The sequence below is a fragment of the Candidatus Pantoea persica genome (assembly GCF_013753875.1).
Classification (GTDB): Bacteria; Pseudomonadota; Gammaproteobacteria; order Enterobacterales; family Enterobacteriaceae; genus Pantoea; species Pantoea persica.
Map to the genome: position 1 here is coordinate 82,845 of NZ_SMDS01000022.1, position 19,116 is coordinate 101,960.

A 19,116-nucleotide genomic window follows, 5' to 3' on the forward strand; every position below is an offset into this window, starting at 1 on the left:
CTTCTCGCTGGCTTAACCGGCTAACATTCATTTCTGAACGGAAATCACTATAATCCGGTGCGAACAGCGCAGACCGCATATGAAGATTTCGAAACGGATGGTGATGGCAAAACAGAAAATATTGCTGCTGGATAACGGCAGGGAGTGGGGTGGCGGAACCAATAGCATTGTTGGAACTGCTCAAACGCATCGATCGCGAAGCGTTTGAAATTACCTGCTGTTTTTACCATAACTATACGCGCGGCAATGGCGAATCCATTGAGTCTGTTCTGAAATCAATTAATATTCTCGTCATCTTTATCGTGCAGAGAAAACAGCCGAACTGGGCAAAACTTGCCAAGGAAGCCGCGCGAACCTTGTTTTTTTTCAACCGCCGCCTGAAAAAACGTGCCATCGATATTATCGACCCGTGCTGGCGTGTGCTGCCGAATACCCGTCAGCTGCGTACGATATTGCAGCAAGGCGACTTCGATACTCTCTATGAATAACCAACCCAGTACCAACATTGAGGGCTATGCCGCAGCGCGTGGCCTTAACGTAGCTGTGGTGCAGCACTGCCGTATCGATCCTCTGATGAATAGCCGGCTGGCGCAGATGGTGAATCGTGACTGCGACGCCGTGATCGCCGTTTCGCGCGGCGTTGCGAATACGCTGCGTGCCAGCGGCATTACGCCCGGACGCTGTTACACCGTTTCCAATGCCATTGATATTCATCAGCCGTTGCCCGATCGCTACGCCGTACGCCAGCGTTTGAATCTGGCGCCGGAAACCTTTATTTTCGGCACTATTGGCTCCCTTATTTTGCGCAAATCGAATCACCACGTTTTTCAGGCGCTAAGACGTTTTAGACAGGATCACCCTGAGGCGCACTGGAAAATTATTGTAGTCGGCAATGGGCCAGAAGCCGGAGCGCTGCGTCAACAGGCGGCCAGGTTAAACATTCTGGACCGGGTTATCTTTACCGGTTTTCAAAATAACGCCATGGATTACCTTGCCGCTTTCGACGTTTTTATTCTGGCTTCGCGCAGTGAAGGTTTACCCCGCGTAGTACTGGAGGTGATGCTGGTCAATACGGTGGTGATTGGCTCTCGTGTCGTTGGCACAGAAGAATTGATTAGCCATAACGAAACCGGGCTGTTGTTCGACTACGGCAATATTTCACAGCTAACGCAACACCTCAGCACGCTCTGGCAAGACAATACATTACGTCAGCGCTTAATGAACGCCGCCGCACAGCGGGTTCGTCAGCAACACACCATTGAAAGCTACGTTCATGACGTTGAAATGGTTTTAAAAAACATTATCAGGAACAAGAATGCTTAACTTTTTAAATTCGCGTTTCCGTTATATCCGAGCACGTCATAATCTGCCCTACTCCCGGCCCGACGTGCAGGTCGAGACCCTGGTAACTTCCATTGTCATTCCCTGTACCGGGGAAGATTACATTGAGGAAGCGAAGCTCAGCGCGCTGTTTGCCGCGCGCTTCGCCACTGCAGTGCAGGAAATTGTCATCGTCAGCGATCAGCCTGACGCGGCGTTTGGCGACCTGCTGGCGAAAACGCACGTGGTGACGCTGGCCGTGCCGCAGCGCGAAGAGGGCTATGCCTACAAGCAGATTTACCGCAGCCGGCTGATTAAAATTCAGGCGCCACTGCAGGCGAAAGGCGATGGGATTTTGATGAACGATTCCGATCTCAATCTGCTGTAAATGCCTGACATCAATATGAAACACAGGCATTTTTACTCCAGCTTCCGCCATGGGGAAATGATTGCCAAGCTGGCGGGCGCAGCGGACGAGGCGATCCCCGCCTACTACAAGCCCAGCATCCGTCCCTGTCTTGTCGGGTATGCGAAAGGCGTCGAACGCCGGGATCACCAGATACTCGGCAAAACAGCCCTAGCGGTTGACGCCGACGCCGATGGCGTTGCGGCAGTGGCCGCAGGTGATATGCCCTTCACCCGAGACGCGGTCGCCGATGCTGAATCCACGCACCTCCTGGCCGATAGCCACCACTTCGCCGACGTACTCATGCCCGACGATCATCGGCACCGGAATGGTTTTGCGCGACCAGTCATCCTAGTGGTAGATATGGATATCGGTGCCGCAGATGGCGATTTTGCGGATTTTAATCAGCAAATCGTTGTGGCCCGGCTCCGGGATCGTCGCATCGGTCACCATCCAGATACCTTCCTGCGCGTGAAGTTTGTCTAACGCTTTCATTGATGGCTCCTCAGGCGATGACGCCGAGCTATTGACCGATGCGAGTGAAGGCTTCCACCGCGAGCTCCAGCTGCTACTAGGTATGCGCCGCCGAAATTTGCGTGCGGATGCGCGCCTGGCCGCGCGGCACCACGGGATAGAAGAAGCCGGTAACGTAAATTTCCTCCTACTGTAACAGGCGGGCAAATTCTTGCGCCACGCTCGCCTCGCCCAGCATCACGGGAATAATGGCGTGATCGGCATTCGCCAGCTGGAAGCCGGCCGCCGTCATTTTTTCGCGGAAAAAGCGCGTGTTGTCCCATAGCCGCTGGCGCAGTCCGTCGCCTTTGCTCAGCAGATCGAGCACACGAAGAGAGGCGGCGACGATGGCGGGCGCCAGCGAATTAGAGAAGAGATAGGGGCGCGAGCGCTGGCAGCCATTCAATGACGTCGGCGCGCGCGGCGGTATAGCCGCCGGAAGCGCCGCCCAGCGCCTTGCCCAGCGTGCCAGTGATGATGTCGACGCGGCCTATCACCTAGCATTATTCATGCGTGCCGCGCCCGGCGGCGCCGACAACCCCCACCGCGTGCGAGTTATCCACCATTACCAGCGCATCGAACTCTTCAGCCAGATCGCAGATGCCGCGCAGGTTGGCGATCACCCCGTCCATTGAGAAAACGCCGTCGGTGGCGATCAGGATATGGCGTGCCCCTTTCTCGCGCGCTTCCACCAGGCAGGCGCGCAGCGCCTGCATATCGTTGTTGGCGTAACGGTAGCGCTGCGCCTTGCACAGCCACACACCGTCGATAATCGAGGCGTGGTTCAGGGCGTCGGAGATAACGGCGTCTTCGGCGTTGAGCAGAGTCTCGAACAGGCCGCCGTTGGCGTCGAAGCAGGAGGAGTAGAGGATCGTATCCTCCATGCCGAGGAAGCTCGCCAGCTTGTTCTCCAGCTGCTTGTGAATGTCCTGGGTGCCGCAGATAAAGCGCACCGAGGCCATGCCGGAGCCGTGCGACTCCATGCCCGCTTTCGCCGCCTCGATCAGCGCCGGATGATTCGCCAGCCCCAGATAGTTGTTGGCGCAGAATTTGATGACGTGATTCGCCTCGCCGACCTCAATGTCGGTCTGCTGCGCAGAGGTAATCACTTACTCCTGCCTAAAAAGCCCTTCGCGATGCGCCGTATCAAGCTGCTGGCGGATCTGCTGATAAAATTGCGCTAGCATCATTGTTCTCCTCAGATGGCAGAAATTCGGCATATATTACTGAAAAAAGCCCAAAAACGATAAATCGACCAGGATAATGTTAATTATGCAGCATAGTTCACGCCAGAGCGGTCTGACTCCTCCCGCTGTCAGAGTCATCTGGCTGTGTGCATCGGGATGAAATGTTATGATGTGAGACATTCGCGCGTGGAACCGCCTGTTTCACACCATAACTTTTAAGGTACAGCACATGATTATCGTAACCGGTGGCGCAGGAATGATTGGCAGCAATATCGTCAAGGCGCTTAACGATCGCGGCCTGAGCAATATTCTAGTGGTCGACAACCTGAAAGACGGCACCAAGTTCGTCAATCTGGCTGATTTAGATATCAGCGACTACATGGATAAAGAGGAATTCCTCACCTATATCGCCGCGAGCGAAGATTTCGGGCCGATTGAGGCCGTTTTCCATGAAGGCGCCTGCTCCGCCACCACCGAGTGGGACGGCAAGTACATGATGGAAAACAACTATCAGTACTCCAAGGATCTGCTGCACTACTGCCTGGAGCGTGAAATCCCCTTTCTCTACGCCTCCTCTGCCGCGACCTACGGCGGCCGCAACGACAACTTTATTGAAAAGCGCGAGTATGAGCAGCCGCTGAACGTCTACGGCTACTCTAAAATGCTGTTCGACCACTACGTGCGTCAGATCCTACCAGAAGCGGATTCTCCGGTGTGCGGCTTCCGCTACTTCAACGTCTACGGCCCGCGCGAAGGCCATAAAGGCAGCATGGCGAGCGTGGCGTTTCACCTCAACACCCAGATCGCCAACGGCGAAACCCCCAAGCTGTTCGAAGGCAGCGACGGCTTTAAGCGCGACTTTATCCACGTCGACGACGTCGTGGCGGTTAACCTGTGGTGTTGGGAAAACAACATTTCCGGCGTCTATAATTGCGGCACTGGCCGAGCGGAATCGTTCCAGGAAGTGGCCGACGCGGTGCTGAATTTCCACCAGAAAGGACAGATTGAGTACATTCCTTTCCCGGACAAGCTGAAGGGCCGCTATCAGGCTTACACCCAGGCCGACCTCACCAACCTACGTGCGGCCGGTTATGACAAACCATTCAAAACCGTGGCGCAGGGCTTAGCCAAGTATATGGCCTGGCTGAACCGTAGCGCATAAGGAACACGTACCGGCGATGAAAATTCTGGTTATTGGCCCGTCGTGGGTCGGCGATATGATGATGTCGCAAAGTCTCTATCGCACCCTCAAGGCTCAGCATCCGGATGCGGTGATTGATGTCATGGCGCCCGCCTGGTGTCGCCCGCTGCTGTCGCGCATGCCTGAGGTTAACCAGGCGCTGGCGATGCCGCTGGGCCACGGCGCGCTGGCGATCGGCGAGCGCCGCCGCATCGGCAAAGCGCTGCGCGCCAGCGGTTACGATCGCGCCTACGTGCTGCCCAACTCTTTTAAATCGGCGCTAGTGCCCTTTTTCGCCGGTATTAAACGCCGCATCGGCTGGCGCGGTGAGATGCGCTACGGCTTGCTTAACGACGTGCGCGTGCTGGACAAGGCGGCGTTTCCCCTGATGGTGGAGCGCTATATCGCGCTGGCGTACGATGCGCCGGTGGCCGCCTCGCAGCCGCTGCCGCTGCCGCTGCCGCTGCTCTGGCCGCAGCTTCAGATCGATGATCAGGAGAAAATCGACACCGGTGCCCAGTTTCAGCTCTCGGCGGAGCGGCCGCTGATTGGATTTTGTCCCGGCGCGGAGTTCGGACCGGCGAAGCGCTGGCCGCACTACCACTACGCTGCGCTGGCGCAGCAGCTGATCGAACAGGGCAAGCAGGTGGTGCTGTTTGGCTCGGCGAAGGATCGGCCGTGCGGCGAAGAGGTTATCGCGGCGCTGCCTGCAGAATTGCGCCATTTCTGCCGCAACCTGGCGGGCGAGACGCAGCTTGAGCAGGCGGTGATCCTGATTGCACGCTGCGACGCTATCGTCAGCAACGATTCCGGGCTGATGCATATCGCCGCCGCGCTTAATCGTCCGCTGGTGGCGCTCTACGGGCCAAGCAGCCCCGACTTTACACCGCCGCTGTCGAAGCAGGTACGCATTATCCGACTAATTACCGGCTACCATAAAGTACGTAAAGGTGATGCCGAACAGGGCTATCATCAAAGCCTGATCGACATCCAGCCGCAGCGCGTTCATCAGGAACTGAGCAAGCTGCTGGCGCATCAGCAGGAGAGGATATGCACGTCCTGATCGTTAAAACGTCGTCGATGGGCGACGTGCTTCACACGTTTCCCGCATTAACCGACGCCATGCAGGCGATTCCCAGCATCCGTTTCGACTGGGTCGTGGAAGAGAATTTTGCCCGGATCCCAGGCTGGCATCCGGCGGTGGACAAGGTATTGCCCGTGGCGATTCGCCGCTGGCGCAAACGCTGGTTCGGCAGCCAGCAGTGCGAAGAGCGCGTGCACTTCAAGCGCAATCTCCAGTCGCGCCAGTATGACGTGGTGATAGACGCACAGGGATTGATCAAGAGCGCGGCGCTGGTGACGCGTCTGGCGAAGGGCGTTAAGCACGGCCAAGATAGCCGCAGCGCGCGCGAGCCTTTCGCCAGCTGGTGGTATGACCAACGATACGAGATCGACAGGCAGCAGCATGCGGTGGAACGCACGCGCGAGCTGTTCGCCAAAAGCCTAGGCTATGCGAAGCCGCAGACCCAGGGCGACTACGCCATCGCTGCGCACTTTCTGCGCAATGTGCCGCACAATGCCACGCCTTATCTGGTCTTTCTGCACGCCACCACGCGCGACAACAAGCACTGGTCGGAAAGCCACTGGCGGGAGCTTATCGACCTGCTGCGCGCCTCTGGCCTGAAGATTAAGCTGCCCTGGGGCGCCGAGCATGAGCATCAGCGCGCGCAGCGGCTGGCGGAAGGCTTCGATTACGTCGAGGTGCTGTCGAAGCTGACGCTGGAAGCGATGGCGCGCGAACTGGCGGGCGCAAAGGCGGTGGTTTCGGTAGATACCGGATTGAGCCACCTGACGGCGGCGCTGGATCGGCCGAATATTACGCTGTATGGGCCGACGGACCCGGGATTGATCGGCGGCTATGGGCTGAATCAGCATGCGGTGCAGGCCCCAAACCAGGATCTGACGCAGTTAACTGCAGCCACGGTCGCTGACAAATTAACGGCTATTTTGGCGGGCAGTCTGCTATGAACTATGTGTTGATCTACTTGCTTTTGCTGCCGTTCAAGCAGCTTTTCCGGCTCTTTCGCCGCCCGACCGGCCGCACTCTGATTATCCAGACGGCAAAAATCGGCGACTTTATTAATATTACGCCGATGCTGCGGGCGCTAGGCCGCTCTGAAGTGTTAGTCAGTAAAGCGATCGCGCCGCTGGTTCGCCACGACGATACCATTTCCCGCGCCTTCTTTATTGAAGAGGTGAAGCACAGCTTTATCAGCAAAATCAGATTCGCTTTCCAGCTGATAAATCGCTATGACAGGGTTTATCTGGTGCAGCCTAACAGCGTTAATCTCTTTTTCGCCGCTCTGTGCAATGCGCCGGAGAAGCAATTCCTGCGCACCTATGTCAGAAAATCCTACCATGCGATTTTCTATCGCAGCGCCAACGGCATTGTTGATCATGGCAAGCAGGATCTGACGTTAGACAGCTACCTTAAATTGATTGATCGTCGCTACCGTTATACCGATTTTCACAAGCACGCTACTTCACCACTCTGGCTACCCCCCGCTCCGCCTTCCGCGCTGCTGGCGCCGCGCGAGAGTATTCGGATTGGCATCAGCATCTCTGCTGGCAACCGCGCTAAAACGATTCCGGCATCCGTCTGGAAAACTCTGATAGACAGCCTGTCAGAGTTCCCTTGTACCTGGTTTATTTTCGGTCCGCCAGCAGAACAGCCGTGGCTGGATGAACTCAAGACGCTGACAGGCGAGCGCGACAATATTGTCAGCCTGATTGGGGCGTTACAGCTGGAGGAGGCCCCTTGGGCTATTGCGCAGATGGATTTTTACATCTCTTCCGATTCGGGGAACGCCTACATTGCTGATGCGCAAAATGTTCCTATAATCATGCTATACGGTCCGTGCGAAATCAGAGAACAGCGCCCGGTCAATAATGTCCTTTTTATCGGCCCGGAAGATGTACCCGCCTCGACGTTTGTTTTTGCTACCCGGTTTCGTTTCGACCAGCCCGCTGAAGTGCTGTTTGGATTAAATCAGGACAAGATTAATAAGATAAAAAACTTCATTACAGCTAATTTAGGATGAAAAGCGTAATGGCGCTAACTTCGCTTGTTGAGGCCGTTCAGCAAAGTAAAATTTTGGTGGATACGCTTTCAACCTCTAACATCGAGCCGGTTCATATCGCTTTTGGCATTAATCATGCCTACGCACGCGGTCTCGGCATTACGCTTTACTCCATGCTGAAAAATCACCCTGACCACGCCTTTCACGTCCATATCTTTTCTGGTTCGTTGGCCGACGACGATATCAGAAAATTGACTCCGCTGGTGGAAGGCCATGCGCTGGCGATTACACTGCATATCTTTAACATTCGCCAAAGCTTTCCTTATCAAGCGCTTCTTCCAGCCTTTTTTATCGCTCTTGTCGCTTTTATATTGCAGGCAGTAGCTGAAACCCGCTCAGCCCTGTTGCTGTTTAGACTTTTCTGCGTAGGTGCTGCTGTCTGGCACATTGCGCATGGCTCACATAAAATGCGCGCGCTCTGGCTGGGACTTATTGTTTTGATGCTGATAGCCGGCTTCGGCGCTCAGAAATATGCAGCACGAGTCGCTGATCGAATTGAAACCGTGAAAACGGAAATTGAGCTTTATCAGCAGGGCTGATCCTAGCACCTCTATCGGCGGGCGGATCGGCATGTGGCAGGCAGGTATGTGGGCCTTTATCCAACACTCGTGGGGGCAGTCGGCAGATAGCCGCAACCAGCAGGCGAAGCTCTGGCTCGACAACCACCAGCCTGGAACGCCATTGCCTATCTAAATATTCAGTACCATACCCATAACGATCTGGTTGAAAGCTTTTCCCTGCAAGGCGTGCCCGGCGGCGTCATTATGATCGCCTTTATGCTGGCGCTGCTGCTGGTTCCCGTAACCAGCAAACCGCTTCACTACTAAGGCTTGCTGCTCGCCGTGCCGGTTATCTATTTCAGTATGGGAGACTCACAGTTTTATAATCGTTAATCACCCTATTTTATCTTACTGATTTGAGGATATTTTTAATGATGCGGCGCATGACTGACGCTTAAACTTCTTTGCAGGACAGTACCCAGTAATGACAGAACCCCTTTAGTCCCCATTACTCAGCATCATCTCCCCCATGTATAACGCCGGGGAGATGTTCAACACCTTTATGCAGTCGCTGCTGGCGCAGACCCTGACCTCACTGGAGATCATCATCGTTGATGACGGCTCGGTTGACGGCTCCGACGCACGCGCCGATGCGTACGCGGCGCAGCATCCTCATATCACCGTGATCCATCAGGAAAACGGCGGCGTGTCGTGCGCACGCAATGTCGGGTTGCGTATCGCGCGCGGCAAATATGTTACCTTTCTGGACACAGACGACACTATGCGCCCGGAGATGTACCAGATGCTGGTGGAGATGGCGGAGCGGGACGATCTTGACGCCGCGCAGTGCAACGCCGAATGTTTTTTCAGCGCGACGGCCGCACCAAGCCGCTTATCCCGCTCGACCACCTGCGCAGCACCCCGGTGCTGAGCGGCGTGGCGTGGCGTGGCGTGGCTCGATACTGTGCTAAAAACGCGGCGCTATCTGCACGTGGTCTAGCTGGGCATCTATCGCCGCGAGCTGATTGAACGGCAGCAGCTGACGTTCGAGCCGGGTTTACACCATCAGGATATCCCCTGGATCACTGAATTTATGCTTAACGCGCGGCGCGTACGCTATACCGAGCAGATTTTTTATCGCTACTACATGCACAACGCCTCCATCAGCAACCGCAAGCGTAACGTCGAGTATCAGCGTCACTATCTGAAGATTGCGCGGATGCTTGAGGAGATTAACGCGCACTACCGAGATAAGGTGAAGATCTACCCGAGCTTTCATGCACAGATTACGCACGAGGTGCTGAGCGTCTGCCACTGCGTGCGCCGCGAACCGGAGCCGGCGGCGAAGCAGACGATGATTGAGGATATCTTCAGCAGCAAAACGCATTGGCGCATGCTGCGCAACGCGCGCGGCATTAAGCAGTTGTATCAGCTGCTGCTGTGTGGCTCGGTCGCCTCTGGCGCTGGCGTAACAAATAACCGCCCCGCAGGTTTCACTCCCGCAGGGTTTGCCCTACAATCGCCTTACTGAAAATTAAGAGCATTTGTGTATGGCAAACCCGACTCACGCAGACGTTACCCCACACAATATTTTGCTAATCAAGCTGCGCCATCACGGCGACATGCTGCTGACCACGCCGGTGGTCAACGCACTGCGCCAGCGACTATGCCCAGGCCAATATCTATGTGCTGCTCTATAAAGAGACACGGCCGATGCTGGAGGCGCATCCAGTGATTCGCCAGCTGCACGTTATCGACCGCAAATGGAAGCAAGAGGGCAGCTGGCGCAAGCTGCGCCATGAGCGCGGCCTGATCGCCGCCGTGTGCGCCAGCCGGTACGATGAGTCATCAATCTCGCCGACCAGTGGTGCAACGCGCTAATCACCCTGCTGAGCGGCGCGCCGCTGTGTATCGGTTTCGCATTCAACAAGCGCAACAACGTTTTCTGGCGTCTGTGCTACAATGCGCAGGTGTCGACCGCTAACCATCGCCAGCTGCATACCGTCAAGCAGAATATGACAGCGCTGACGCCGCTCGGCATCTTCCCTGAAGGGGGGGCGTGTCGATGCGGAAAAGGTCGCCAGCGCTGCTGGCGGAACAGGACGTCGACACGCCCTTTATCGTGATCCAGCTGACCTCGCGCTGGCAGTTCAAATGCTGGGAATGAGGATAAGGTGGCGGCCACGATCGACCAGCTGGCGCAGGCGGGCCATAAAGTGGTGCTGACCGCCGCGCTCAATACAGCCTGCATCGCGCTTTTCGGCCCGACCAAGCTGACCTTCTGGCGGCCGTGGGGCGACAATAATCAGGTGATCTGGGTGGGCAATTATGGCCTGCTGCCCGCGACCCCGACGCCATCGATACCGGACCCGCCAGCACTATCTCAGCTCCATTCCGGTGGAGGATGTGGTTGCGGCCGCAAGGAAGTTTCTACATGACTAAATTACGCCTGGCGATCGCCCGGCAAAAATATCGCCCCGACGGCGGTGCCGAACGCTTTATCTCACGCGCGCTGGAAGCACTTGGCAGTGAGCAGCTGGATCTCAATATCATCACGCGCAGCTGGCAAGGCACGCCGAACCCCGACTGGCATCTGCATATCTGCAATCCGCCGAAATTCGGCCGCATTTCGCGCGAACGCGGCTTCGCCCGCGCGGCGCGCGCCTGCTGGGAAAGGGAGCGCTTCGATATTGTGCAGAGCCATGAGCGCATCGCCGGCTGCGATATTTTCCGCGCCGGCGACGGCGTGCACCGCGTCTGGCTGGAGCAGCGCGCGCGCATCGTGTCGCCGTGGCAGCGCCTCAGCGCCATGCTCAGCCCTTACCATCGCTACGTGCTGCAGGCGGAGACGGAGATGTTCAACGCCGCATCGCTTAAAGCTGTAATCTGCAACTCGGTGATGGTCAAGCGCGACATCCTGCGCTACTTTACGCTGCCCGCCGAGAAAATCCACGTGATCCATAACGCCATCGATACGCAGCGCTTTCAGCCGGCCAGCGAGGCGAGCCGCTATGCGACGCGTCAGCAGCTGCAGCTGCCGGCCAGCGCCACAGTGCTGATCTACGTCGGCTCCGGCTTCGAGCGAAAAGGGCTGAAGGCCGCTATCGAGGCGCTGGCCGCCAGCGATCGCTATCTGATTGTTGTCGGTCAGGATAAGCAGATGTCGCGCTATCAGCAGCTGGCGAACCAGCTTAACTGTCTCGATCGCTTGCGTTTTGTCGGCGTCCAGCAGGATGTTCAGCCCTTCTATCACGCTGCCGACGCTCTGCTGCTGCCGACGCTTTACGACCCCTTTCCCAACGTGGTGCTGGAGGCGATGGCCTGCGGCCTGCCGGTCATCACCAGCACCGGCTGCGGCGGCGCAGAATTTATTACCGCGGGTCAGGAAGGATACGTCTGCGATGCATTTGATATTAAAGGGTTAAACAGCGCGATTCAGGCAATACCCGCACTTTCAACGGACTCGCGTTTAGGCGAAGCCGCAAGGCGCAGAATCGAGCCTTATGGGCCGCAGCGACTGGCGCACGCGCTGACCTCGCTTTACCAGCAGGTGCTTGCGCCTCGCTGACAAAGTGGTGAGCCCATTTGGCCTTTCTGATAACATAAATTGATTTATGTGAAAATTTTTCTGCCAAGCTGTCGAAATGATAACGATGACAACCCTTTACACCGTTCTGCTCTACCTTATCCAGCCGCTTATTTGGCTGCGTCTCTGGCTGCGCGGCCGCAAAGCGCCGGTGTACCGTAAACGCTGGGCAGAACGCTACGGCTACTGCACAGGAAAAGTGGAGCCGGACAGCATCGTGCTGCATTCGGTCTCAGTCGGCGAAACGCTGGCGGCGGTTCCGCTGGTGCGTGCACTGCGCCATCGCTATCCGACACTGCCGATTACCGTCACCACCATGACGCCGACCGGCTCTGAGCGCGCGCAGTCGGCGTTCGGCAAAGATGTGCATCACGTCTATCTGCCCTACGACCTGCCCGGCGCCATCAATCGCTTTCTCGATACGGTCAATCCGCGGCTGGTGATCATCATGGAAACCGAGCTGTGGCCCAACATTATCCGTATCCTGCACCAGCGTCAGATCCCGCTGGTGATCGCCAATGCGCGCCTGTCGGAACGCTCTGCTAAAGGCTACCGCAAGCTGGGCGGCTTTATGCGCGACCTGCTGCAGCGTATTACCCTGATCGCCGCCCAGAACGTCGAGGATGGCGATCGCTTTCTGGCGCTGGGCCTGAAACGCTCGGAGCTAGCGGTTACCGGCAGCCTAAAGTTCGATATCTCCGTAACGCCGGAGCTGGCGGCGCGGGCGGTGACACTGCGCCGCCAGTGGGCGCCGCGCCGTCCGGTGTGGATCGCCACCAGCACCCATGAAGGGGAAGAGGCGATCGTGCTGGATGTGCACCGTCGCCTGCTGCAGACCTTTCCCGACCTGCTGTTGATTCTAGTGCCGCGCCATCCGGAGCGCTTTAACGACGCGCGCGACCTGACGCAAAAACGCAATTTCAGCTTTACCCTGCGCAGCAGCGGCGAAATTCCCTCTGGCGCGACGCGGGTGGTGATCGGCGACACCATGGGCGAACTGATGCTGCTCTACGGCATTGCCGACCTCGCCTTCGTCGGCGGCAGCCTAGTGGAGCGCGGCGGGCATAACCCGCTGGAGCCGGCGGCTCACGCCATACCGGTGCTGATGGGGCCGCATACCTGGAACTTCCAAGATATCTGCGGTAAGCTGCAGGAAGCGCAGGGATTGATTACCGTGACCGACGTGATATCGCTGGAGAAAGAGATAGCCAACCTGCTGCAGGATGAAGATTACCGTCTCTACTACGGCCGCCACGCGGTCGAGGTGCTGCACCAGAATCAGGGCGCGCTGCAGCGCCTGCTACAGTTACTTGAACCTCATTTACCGCCACGGGCCCATTGATGACCCCTCGCCAACGTCTTTCTGTGGTAATGATCGCCAAAAACGAAGCGGCGCTGCTGCCCGACTGTCTCGACTCGGTTAGCTGGGCGGACGAAATCATCGTGCTCGATTCAGGCAGTCACGACCAGACTGCCGATATTGCCCGTCAGGCGGGTGCGAAGGTGTTTCACGCCGAGGCGTGGGCCGGCTTCGGCAAGCAGCGCCAGCGGGCGCAGCGTTACGCCAGCGGCGATATGATTTTGATGATCGATGCCGACGAGCGCGTGACCCTGCCGCTGCGCGCCAGCATTGAGGCAGTGCTGGCGCAGCCGCCCTCTCCTACTGTCTACAGCCTGAACCGCAGCAACCTGTTTCTCGGCCGCTTTATGCGTTACAGCGGATGGTATCCCGATCGCGTGCTGCGCCTCTATCCGCGCGCGCTGAGCTACAACGATAATCTGGTGCACGAGTCGCTGGACACCCAGGGCGCGCCGGTGGCGAAGCTGCAGGGCGATCTGCAGCATCTTACCTGCCGCGATCTGATCGCCTTCCAGCAGAAGCAGCTGGCCTACGCCGCTGCCTGGGCGCAGGAGCGCTTCCAGCGCGGCAAACGCTGCGGCCTCTTCTCTGTGTTCTCCCATACGCTGGGCGCGTTTCTGAAAACCTTTCTGCTGCGCGCAGGCTTTCTCGACGGCAAACAGGGCTGCATTCTCGCCGTAGTCAACACACAGTACACCTTTAACAAATATTCCGCGCTGTGGGCGCTGAATCATGCCGCTGATAAAGGCCGTCTATGAGCACGAAAGCGATTTATCCCGGAACCTTCGATCCCATTACGCTTGGCCATCTCGATATCGTGACGCGCGCCGCGCAGATGTTCGACAGCATCGTGCTGGCAATTGCCGCCAGCCCGAGCAAGAAGCCGATGTTTACGCTGGAAGAGCGCGTCGAACTGGTGCGCCAGGTGGTGGCGCACCTGCCAAACGTCGAGGTGGTGGGATTCAGCGATCTGATGGCGAACTTCGCTCGCACGCAGCAGGCAAATGTGCTGGTGCGCGGCCTGCGCGTTGTTTCTGACTTTGAGTATGAAATGCAGCTGGCCCATATGAACCGCCATCTGCTGCCGACGCTGGAGAGCGTGTTCATGATGCCGTCAGAGGGCTTCTCTTTCGTTTCCTCTTCGCTGGTGAAAGAGGTAGCGCGCCACCGCGGCGACGTCAGCGCCTTTCTGCCCGCACCGGTGCATCAGGCGCTGCTGGCGAAGCTGGCCTGATTAATGCTGGCAGTTGGGGCACCAGAAGGTGCTGCGCTGCCCGTGCTTCCCACTGACGATGGGTGTGCCGCAGGCGCGGCACGGTTCGCCCGCGCGGCCATAGACCTGTAGCTGCTGGGCAAAATAGCCCGGCTTGCCGTCGCTTTGCAAAAAGTCGCGCAGCGTGGTGCCGCCCTGTTCGATAGAGCGCAGCAGCACGGCTTTGATGGTGGCGGCCAGCAGCTGCGCCTCCTCCTCGCTCAGGCTCATCGCCGGACGATCGGGCAGGATCCCGGCGGTAAACAGCGACTCGCTGGCGTAAATGTTACCGACGCCCACCACCACCTTATTGTCCATCAGCCACTGCTTTATCACCGTGCGCTTGCCGCGCGACTTCTCATAGAGATAGTCGCCGCTAAAGGCGTCGCTGAGCGGTTCAGGCCCCAGGTGCGCCAGCACGTTGCTGCCTTCTGGATCGGTGCTCCACAGCCAAGCGCCGAAGCGGCGTGGATCGGTGTAGCGCAGCACCTTGCTGTTGCTCATCACCAGATCGACATGGTCATGCTTCGCGGCGGGCTGTTCCTCCGGCAGGACGCGCAGGCGGCCGGACATGCCGAGATGAATGATAATCCAGCCGTGCGGCAGCTCCAGCAGCAGGTATTTGGCCCGGCGCTGCACGCTCAGCACCGGCTGGTCGCTGAGGGTATGGATCTCCTGCGAAACGGGCCTGCGCAGGCGCGCGTTGCGCACCACGGCATGAAGAATGGTTTCGCCGACCAGATGCGGTTCAATGCCGCGGCGACTGGTTTCGACCTCCGGTAATTCCGGCATATTATCTCCTCACAAAGCGACAAAAACAAAAAACCCGGCTAGGGCCGGGTTTTTCGCAGAGCACCAAAATTATTTAATTTTGGCTTCTTTGTAGATCACGTGCTGACGTACAACCGGATCGAACTTTTTCAGTTCCAGCTTATCTGGTTTAGTACGTTTGTTCTTCGTGGTGGTATAGAAGTGACTTGTACCAGCAGAGGAAACCAGCTTGATCTTCTCACGAATACCTTTAGCCATGATTCAGTTCCTTAGTACTTCTCACCACGGGCGCGGATTTCGGCCAGAACCGTATCGATGCCCTTTTTATCAATAACACGCATACCTTTAGCAGATACACGCAGAGTAACGAAGCGCTTCTCGCTTTCAAACCAGAAACGGTGTGAATGCAGGTTCGGAAGGAAACGGCGTTTCTTTGCGTTCATTGCGTGGGAACGGTTGTTACCGGTCACCGGACGCTTTCCAGTTACCTGGCAGACTCGTGACATGTCTATTCTCCAAAAATCAAATCAGCTCGAGCTTCAAAAACCAGGTCTTGGCCGCCTCGTCAGGCTCATAGCCCGCCAGGCGAGTTCCATGTGAACCCGCTAAGCTGGCCCAAACGCCAAACCCGAGATTCTCAAAGGCGGCAAAGTATACGCCGCTCAGCGCAAGTGCTCAAGTCCCGAACAGATAAAGATCCCTGAAGATCGCGCAAAAACCGCCATCCGTATTGACGCGCCTGGCTTTTTACAGCCAACCGCGCTCGGCAAAAGAGACATACTCGCCGTGACTGATCACCAGATGGTTGAGCAGACGAATATTCATCAGGGCGCAGGCGGCGCTGACCTTGTGCGTAATGTGGCGGTCGGCGCGGCTTGGCTCCGCCATGCCGGAAGTATTATTGTGCGCCAGAATAATCGCCGCAGCGTTAAGCTTGAGCGCCTCGCGCACGATCTCGCGCGGATGCACCTCTACGCTGTTAATGGACCCCGTAAAGATTTTCTGCGCCTGCAGGACGCGATGCTGGTTGTCGAGGAAAATCGCCATAAAAATTTCGCGCTCCTGATGCGCCAGCATGCTTTGCAGACAGTGTCGCATCACCTGCGGATTGGTCATCCCATGCTCCTGCGCCATCTGGCTGGCGAAAAGCGCCGCCCTGGATCGGCGATGCCGTGCAGCTGCGCCAGCGTCATGACGTTCACCCCCACCGCGCCGGTGCGCAGAAAGATCGCCAGCAGCTCCGCGTCGTTCAGCGCCTCTGCACCCATCAGCCGCAATTTTTCCCGTGGTGTCATCGTCGTCATCTGTGCCTCCTGCCGTTGACGACATCATGGTCAAATGCTGTATGCTTAACCAGCACTTTCTGGCAAATTTACACGACGGATCGCAAACGCAGGCGGTGAAAAGGTGTCAGGCCGGATTTATGATAGAGTTCTGCCATTCTGCCGCGCCCTGATGCGGCAACCAGCGAGATGAGGCCAACAGTATGATGGGATTAGCCGGAACGAAAATTCTGCTTGGCTTAAGCGGCGGCATTGCCGCGTATAAAACGCCCGAGCTGGTGCGCCGCCTACGCGAGCGAGGCGCCGAGGTACGCGTAATGATGACGCCAGCCGCCAAAGCGTTTATTACGCCGCTCAGCCTGCAGGCCGTTTCCGGCCATCCGGTGTTTGAAGACCTGCTCGATCCCGCCGCCAAAGCGGCTATGGGGCATATCGAACTGGCGAAATGGGCCGATTTAGTGGTGCTGGCGCCCACGTCCGCCGACCTGATCGCTCGCCTTGCCGCTGGCATGGCTAATGACCTAGTCACGACGGCCTGTCTAGCCACCGCCGCGCCCATTGCCGTAGTGCCGGCGATGAATCAGCAGATGTATCGCGCCGCCGCGACCCAGCATAACCTGCAGCTGCTGGCGGCACGCGGGCTGCTGATTTGGGGGCCCGACAGCGGCAGCCAAGCGTGCGGCGACGTCGGCCCTGGCCGAATGCTCGATCCGCTGGCGATTGTCGACCATGCAGCGCAGTGGGCGTCGCCCGTCAACAATCTGCAACATCTCAACATTATGATCACCGCCGGTCCGACGCGCGAAGCGCTCGACCCGGTACGCTATATCAGCAATCACAGCTCCGGCAAGATGGGCTTTGCCATCGCCGCCGCCGCGGCGAAGCGCGGCGCCAGCGTGACGCTGGTGTCCGGTCCGGTAAGCCTGCCGACGCCGCCCGGGGTTAAGCGTATCGACGTCACCAGCGCGCTGGAGATGGAGGCCGCCGTGATGGCTGAGGCGGCGCAACAGCAGATTTTCATTGGCAGCGCCGCCGTGGCAGACTACCGTGCCGCCGCGATCGCAGCGGAAAAAATAAAAAAACAGGGCGGCGAAGATGACGCCATCATGCTGCAGCTGGTGAAAAACCCGGATATCGTGGCGGGCGTCGCCGCGCTGCAGCACCACCGGCCTTATGTGGTTGGATTTGCCGCAGAAACCCAGAATGTGGAAGAATACTCGCGACAAAAACGGGTACTTAAAAACCTGGATCTGATCTGCGCCAACGATGTGGCAAAAGCCGGACAGGGATTTAACAGCGATACCAACGCGCTTGACCTTTTTTGGCAGGAGGGAGAAAAACGCTTACCGCTCATCGATAAGACGCTCCTTGGCCAACAGTTATTAGACGAGATTGTCCGCCTTTATGATGAAAAAAATCGACGTAAAGATTCTTGATGCGCGCGTTGGCGCGGAGTTTCCGCTGCCGACCTACGCGACCTCTGGCTCCGCCGGACTTGATTTGCGCGCCTGCACAGACGGCGCGCTGGAAATCATGCCCGGCATGACCACGCTGGTGCCAACCGGCCTGGCGATTCATATCGGCGATCCCAGCCTCACCGCGGTTATCCTGCCGCGCTCTGGCCTGGGCCATAAGCACGGCATCGTGCTGGGCAACCTGGTGGGGCTGATTGACTCCGACTATCAGGGCCAGCTGATGGTCTCTGTCTGGAACCGCGGCCAGCAGAGCTTTACGCTGCATCCCGGCGATCGTCTGGCGCAGCTGGTCTTTGTGCCGGTCGTGCAGGCGGAGTTCAACCTGGTGGAAGATTTTGACGCCAGCGCCCGCGGCGAGGGCGGCTTCGGCCATTCAGGTCGTCAGTAACGCCCGCATTTGCTTAACCATCTGTTTATTTCTTATCAGACTTAAAACGCGTTTTTAAAGCTGACAGAAAGGTATGCCTGTTCAGGGTAAATTTCAGGGGTTTTTAAGATCATGGCAGAGAAAAAAATCGCCAAACGGAACCGTCGCGAAGAAATTTTGCAGGCGTTGGTGCAAATGCTGGAGTCCAGTGACGGTAGCCAACGCATTACCACCGCGAAGCTGGCGGCTAACGTTGGCGTTTCCGAAGCGGCGCTTTACCGCCACTTTCCTAGCAAAACGCGCATGTTTGACAGCCTGATTGAATTTATTGAAGACAGTCTGATTACCCGCATCAATCTGATCTTGAAAGATGAAAAAGAGACAATGACGCGCCTGCGCCTGATCGTGCAGCTGATTCTGGGATTTGGTGAGCGTAATCCCGGGCTGACGCGCATCCTGACCGGCCACGCGCTGATGTTTGAGCAGGATCGCCTGCAAGGGCGCATCAACCAGTTGTTTGAGCGTATTGAAGTTCAGCTGCGACAGGTGATGCGCGAGCGCAGAATGCGCGAAGGCGAAGGTTTCGACACGGATGAGGCGCTGCTGGCGAGCCAGCTGCTGGTCTTTTGCGAAGGTGTGCTGTCGCGCTATGTGCGTTCGGAATTCCGTTTTCGCCCGACTGCCGACTTTGATACCCGCTGGCCACTGTTAGCCACGCAGCTGCTCTGATTCGCCGCCCACAGCACCTCGCCGGACGCGATCCCCTCTCCCCCCAG

General features: G+C 57.6%; 17 protein-coding genes and 6 pseudogenes. 17 read left to right on the top strand and 6 right to left on the bottom strand.

Annotated elements, in window-relative coordinates; genetic code table 11:
* Positions 1 to 97 precede the first annotated feature (97 nt).
* Positions 98 to 1,323, top strand: a pseudogene (locus EIO60_RS15080) (glycosyltransferase).
* Positions 1,316 to 1,858: pseudogene (locus EIO60_RS15085) on the top strand (hypothetical protein); the annotation flags it as partial. The pseudogenes EIO60_RS15080 and EIO60_RS15085, both read left to right, overlap by 8 nt.
* On the opposite strand, the pseudogene EIO60_RS15090 reads toward EIO60_RS15085, so the two are convergent.
* A pseudogene (locus EIO60_RS15090) lies at positions 1,826 to 2,221 on the bottom strand (alcohol dehydrogenase catalytic domain-containing protein); the annotation flags it as partial. The pseudogenes EIO60_RS15085 and EIO60_RS15090 sit on opposite strands and share 33 nt — an antisense overlap.
* 28 nt (positions 2,222 to 2,249) lie before the next feature.
* Positions 2,250 to 3,426, bottom strand: a pseudogene (locus EIO60_RS15095) (glycine C-acetyltransferase).
* A 229-nt stretch (positions 3,427 to 3,655) separates the two neighbouring features.
* Between EIO60_RS15095 and rfaD the strand changes: the two are divergent.
* The 12 genes and pseudogenes from rfaD (at position 3,656) to coaD (ending at position 14,426) form a co-directional block, all read left to right on the top strand.
* On the top strand, positions 3,656 to 4,588 hold the full coding sequence (gene rfaD / locus EIO60_RS15100) for an ADP-glyceromanno-heptose 6-epimerase (protein ID WP_258577277.1): 933 nt from the start codon (positions 3,656 to 3,658) through the stop codon (positions 4,586 to 4,588).
* Between the two features lie 16 nt (positions 4,589 to 4,604).
* Positions 4,605 to 5,669, top strand: coding sequence for an ADP-heptose--LPS heptosyltransferase RfaF (gene rfaF, locus EIO60_RS15105; RefSeq protein ID WP_258577278.1), 1,065 nt, complete (start codon positions 4,605 to 4,607; stop codon positions 5,667 to 5,669).
* On the top strand, positions 5,657 to 6,634 hold the full coding sequence (gene rfaC, locus EIO60_RS15110; protein ID WP_258577279.1) for a lipopolysaccharide heptosyltransferase RfaC: 978 nt from the start codon (positions 5,657 to 5,659) through the stop codon (positions 6,632 to 6,634). Before rfaF ends, rfaC begins: the two co-directional genes overlap by 13 nt.
* Positions 6,631 to 7,707 (top strand): glycosyltransferase family 9 protein, encoded by a 1,077-nt coding sequence (locus EIO60_RS15115; protein WP_258577280.1) that lies wholly within the window; start codon positions 6,631 to 6,633, stop codon positions 7,705 to 7,707. The genes rfaC and EIO60_RS15115 overlap by 4 nt, the downstream gene beginning before the upstream one ends.
* A gap of 8 nt (positions 7,708 to 7,715) precedes the next feature.
* Complete coding sequence (locus EIO60_RS15120; protein ID WP_258577281.1) at positions 7,716 to 8,285, top strand: glycosyltransferase; 570 nt, start codon at positions 7,716 to 7,718, stop codon at positions 8,283 to 8,285.
* 490 nt (positions 8,286 to 8,775) lie between these two features.
* A complete protein-coding gene (locus EIO60_RS16290; protein ID WP_309484723.1) occupies positions 8,776 to 9,177 on the top strand; it encodes a glycosyltransferase in 402 nt (133 codons plus the stop codon).
* A gap of 162 nt (positions 9,178 to 9,339) precedes the next feature.
* Entirely contained in the window at positions 9,340 to 9,777 is a 438-nt protein-coding gene (locus tag EIO60_RS16295) for a glycosyltransferase family protein (protein WP_309484724.1), read from the top strand.
* Between the two features lie 19 nt (positions 9,778 to 9,796).
* Positions 9,797 to 10,688: pseudogene (gene rfaQ, locus EIO60_RS15130) on the top strand (putative lipopolysaccharide heptosyltransferase III).
* Positions 10,681 to 11,814 (top strand): glycosyltransferase family 4 protein, encoded by a 1,134-nt coding sequence (locus EIO60_RS15135; protein ID WP_258577282.1) that lies wholly within the window; start codon positions 10,681 to 10,683, stop codon positions 11,812 to 11,814. The pseudogene rfaQ and the gene EIO60_RS15135 overlap by 8 nt, the downstream one beginning before the upstream one ends.
* Before the next feature lie 85 nt (positions 11,815 to 11,899).
* Positions 11,900 to 13,174, top strand: a complete 1,275-nt coding sequence (waaA, locus tag EIO60_RS15140) for a lipid IV(A) 3-deoxy-D-manno-octulosonic acid transferase (protein WP_258577283.1) — start codon at positions 11,900 to 11,902, stop codon at positions 13,172 to 13,174.
* Complete coding sequence (locus EIO60_RS15145; RefSeq protein ID WP_258577317.1) at positions 13,174 to 13,950, top strand: glycosyltransferase family 2 protein; 777 nt, start codon at positions 13,174 to 13,176, stop codon at positions 13,948 to 13,950. The genes waaA and EIO60_RS15145 overlap by 1 nt, the downstream gene beginning before the upstream one ends.
* Positions 13,947 to 14,426: a pantetheine-phosphate adenylyltransferase gene (gene coaD / locus EIO60_RS15150; protein WP_258577284.1), complete on the top strand. Its 480-nt coding sequence runs from the start codon at positions 13,947 to 13,949 to the stop codon at positions 14,424 to 14,426. Before EIO60_RS15145 ends, coaD begins: the two co-directional genes overlap by 4 nt.
* On the opposite strand, the gene mutM is transcribed toward coaD, so the two are convergent.
* The 4 genes and pseudogenes from mutM to radC all read right to left on the bottom strand — a co-directional run bounded on the left by mutM (position 14,427) and on the right by radC (position 16,519).
* On the bottom strand, positions 14,427 to 15,236 hold the full coding sequence (gene mutM, locus EIO60_RS15155; RefSeq protein WP_258577285.1) for a bifunctional DNA-formamidopyrimidine glycosylase/DNA-(apurinic or apyrimidinic site) lyase: 810 nt from the start codon (positions 15,234 to 15,236) through the stop codon (positions 14,427 to 14,429).
* A 69-nt stretch (positions 15,237 to 15,305) separates the two neighbouring features.
* Positions 15,306 to 15,473: a 50S ribosomal protein L33 gene (gene rpmG, locus EIO60_RS15160; protein WP_258577286.1), complete on the bottom strand. Its 168-nt coding sequence runs from the start codon at positions 15,471 to 15,473 to the stop codon at positions 15,306 to 15,308.
* An 11-nt stretch (positions 15,474 to 15,484) separates the two neighbouring features.
* Positions 15,485 to 15,721, bottom strand: a complete 237-nt coding sequence (rpmB, locus tag EIO60_RS15165; RefSeq protein ID WP_258577287.1) for a 50S ribosomal protein L28 — start codon at positions 15,719 to 15,721, stop codon at positions 15,485 to 15,487.
* Between the two features lie 241 nt (positions 15,722 to 15,962).
* Positions 15,963 to 16,519 (bottom strand): annotated as a pseudogene (radC, locus tag EIO60_RS15170) (RadC family protein).
* A gap of 182 nt (positions 16,520 to 16,701) precedes the next feature.
* On the opposite strand from radC, the gene coaBC reads away from it, so the two are divergent.
* The 3 genes from coaBC (at position 16,702) to slmA (ending at position 19,069) form a co-directional block, all read left to right on the top strand.
* Complete coding sequence (gene coaBC, locus EIO60_RS15175) at positions 16,702 to 17,934, top strand: bifunctional phosphopantothenoylcysteine decarboxylase/phosphopantothenate--cysteine ligase CoaBC (RefSeq protein ID WP_258577288.1); 1,233 nt, start codon at positions 16,702 to 16,704, stop codon at positions 17,932 to 17,934.
* Entirely contained in the window at positions 17,903 to 18,361 is a 459-nt protein-coding gene (dut, locus tag EIO60_RS15180) for a dUTP diphosphatase (protein WP_258577289.1), read from the top strand. Before coaBC ends, dut begins: the two co-directional genes overlap by 32 nt.
* A gap of 111 nt (positions 18,362 to 18,472) precedes the next feature.
* Complete coding sequence (gene slmA, locus EIO60_RS15185) at positions 18,473 to 19,069, top strand: nucleoid occlusion factor SlmA (RefSeq protein ID WP_258577290.1); 597 nt, start codon at positions 18,473 to 18,475, stop codon at positions 19,067 to 19,069.
* Positions 19,070 to 19,116: the final 47 nt, after the last annotated feature.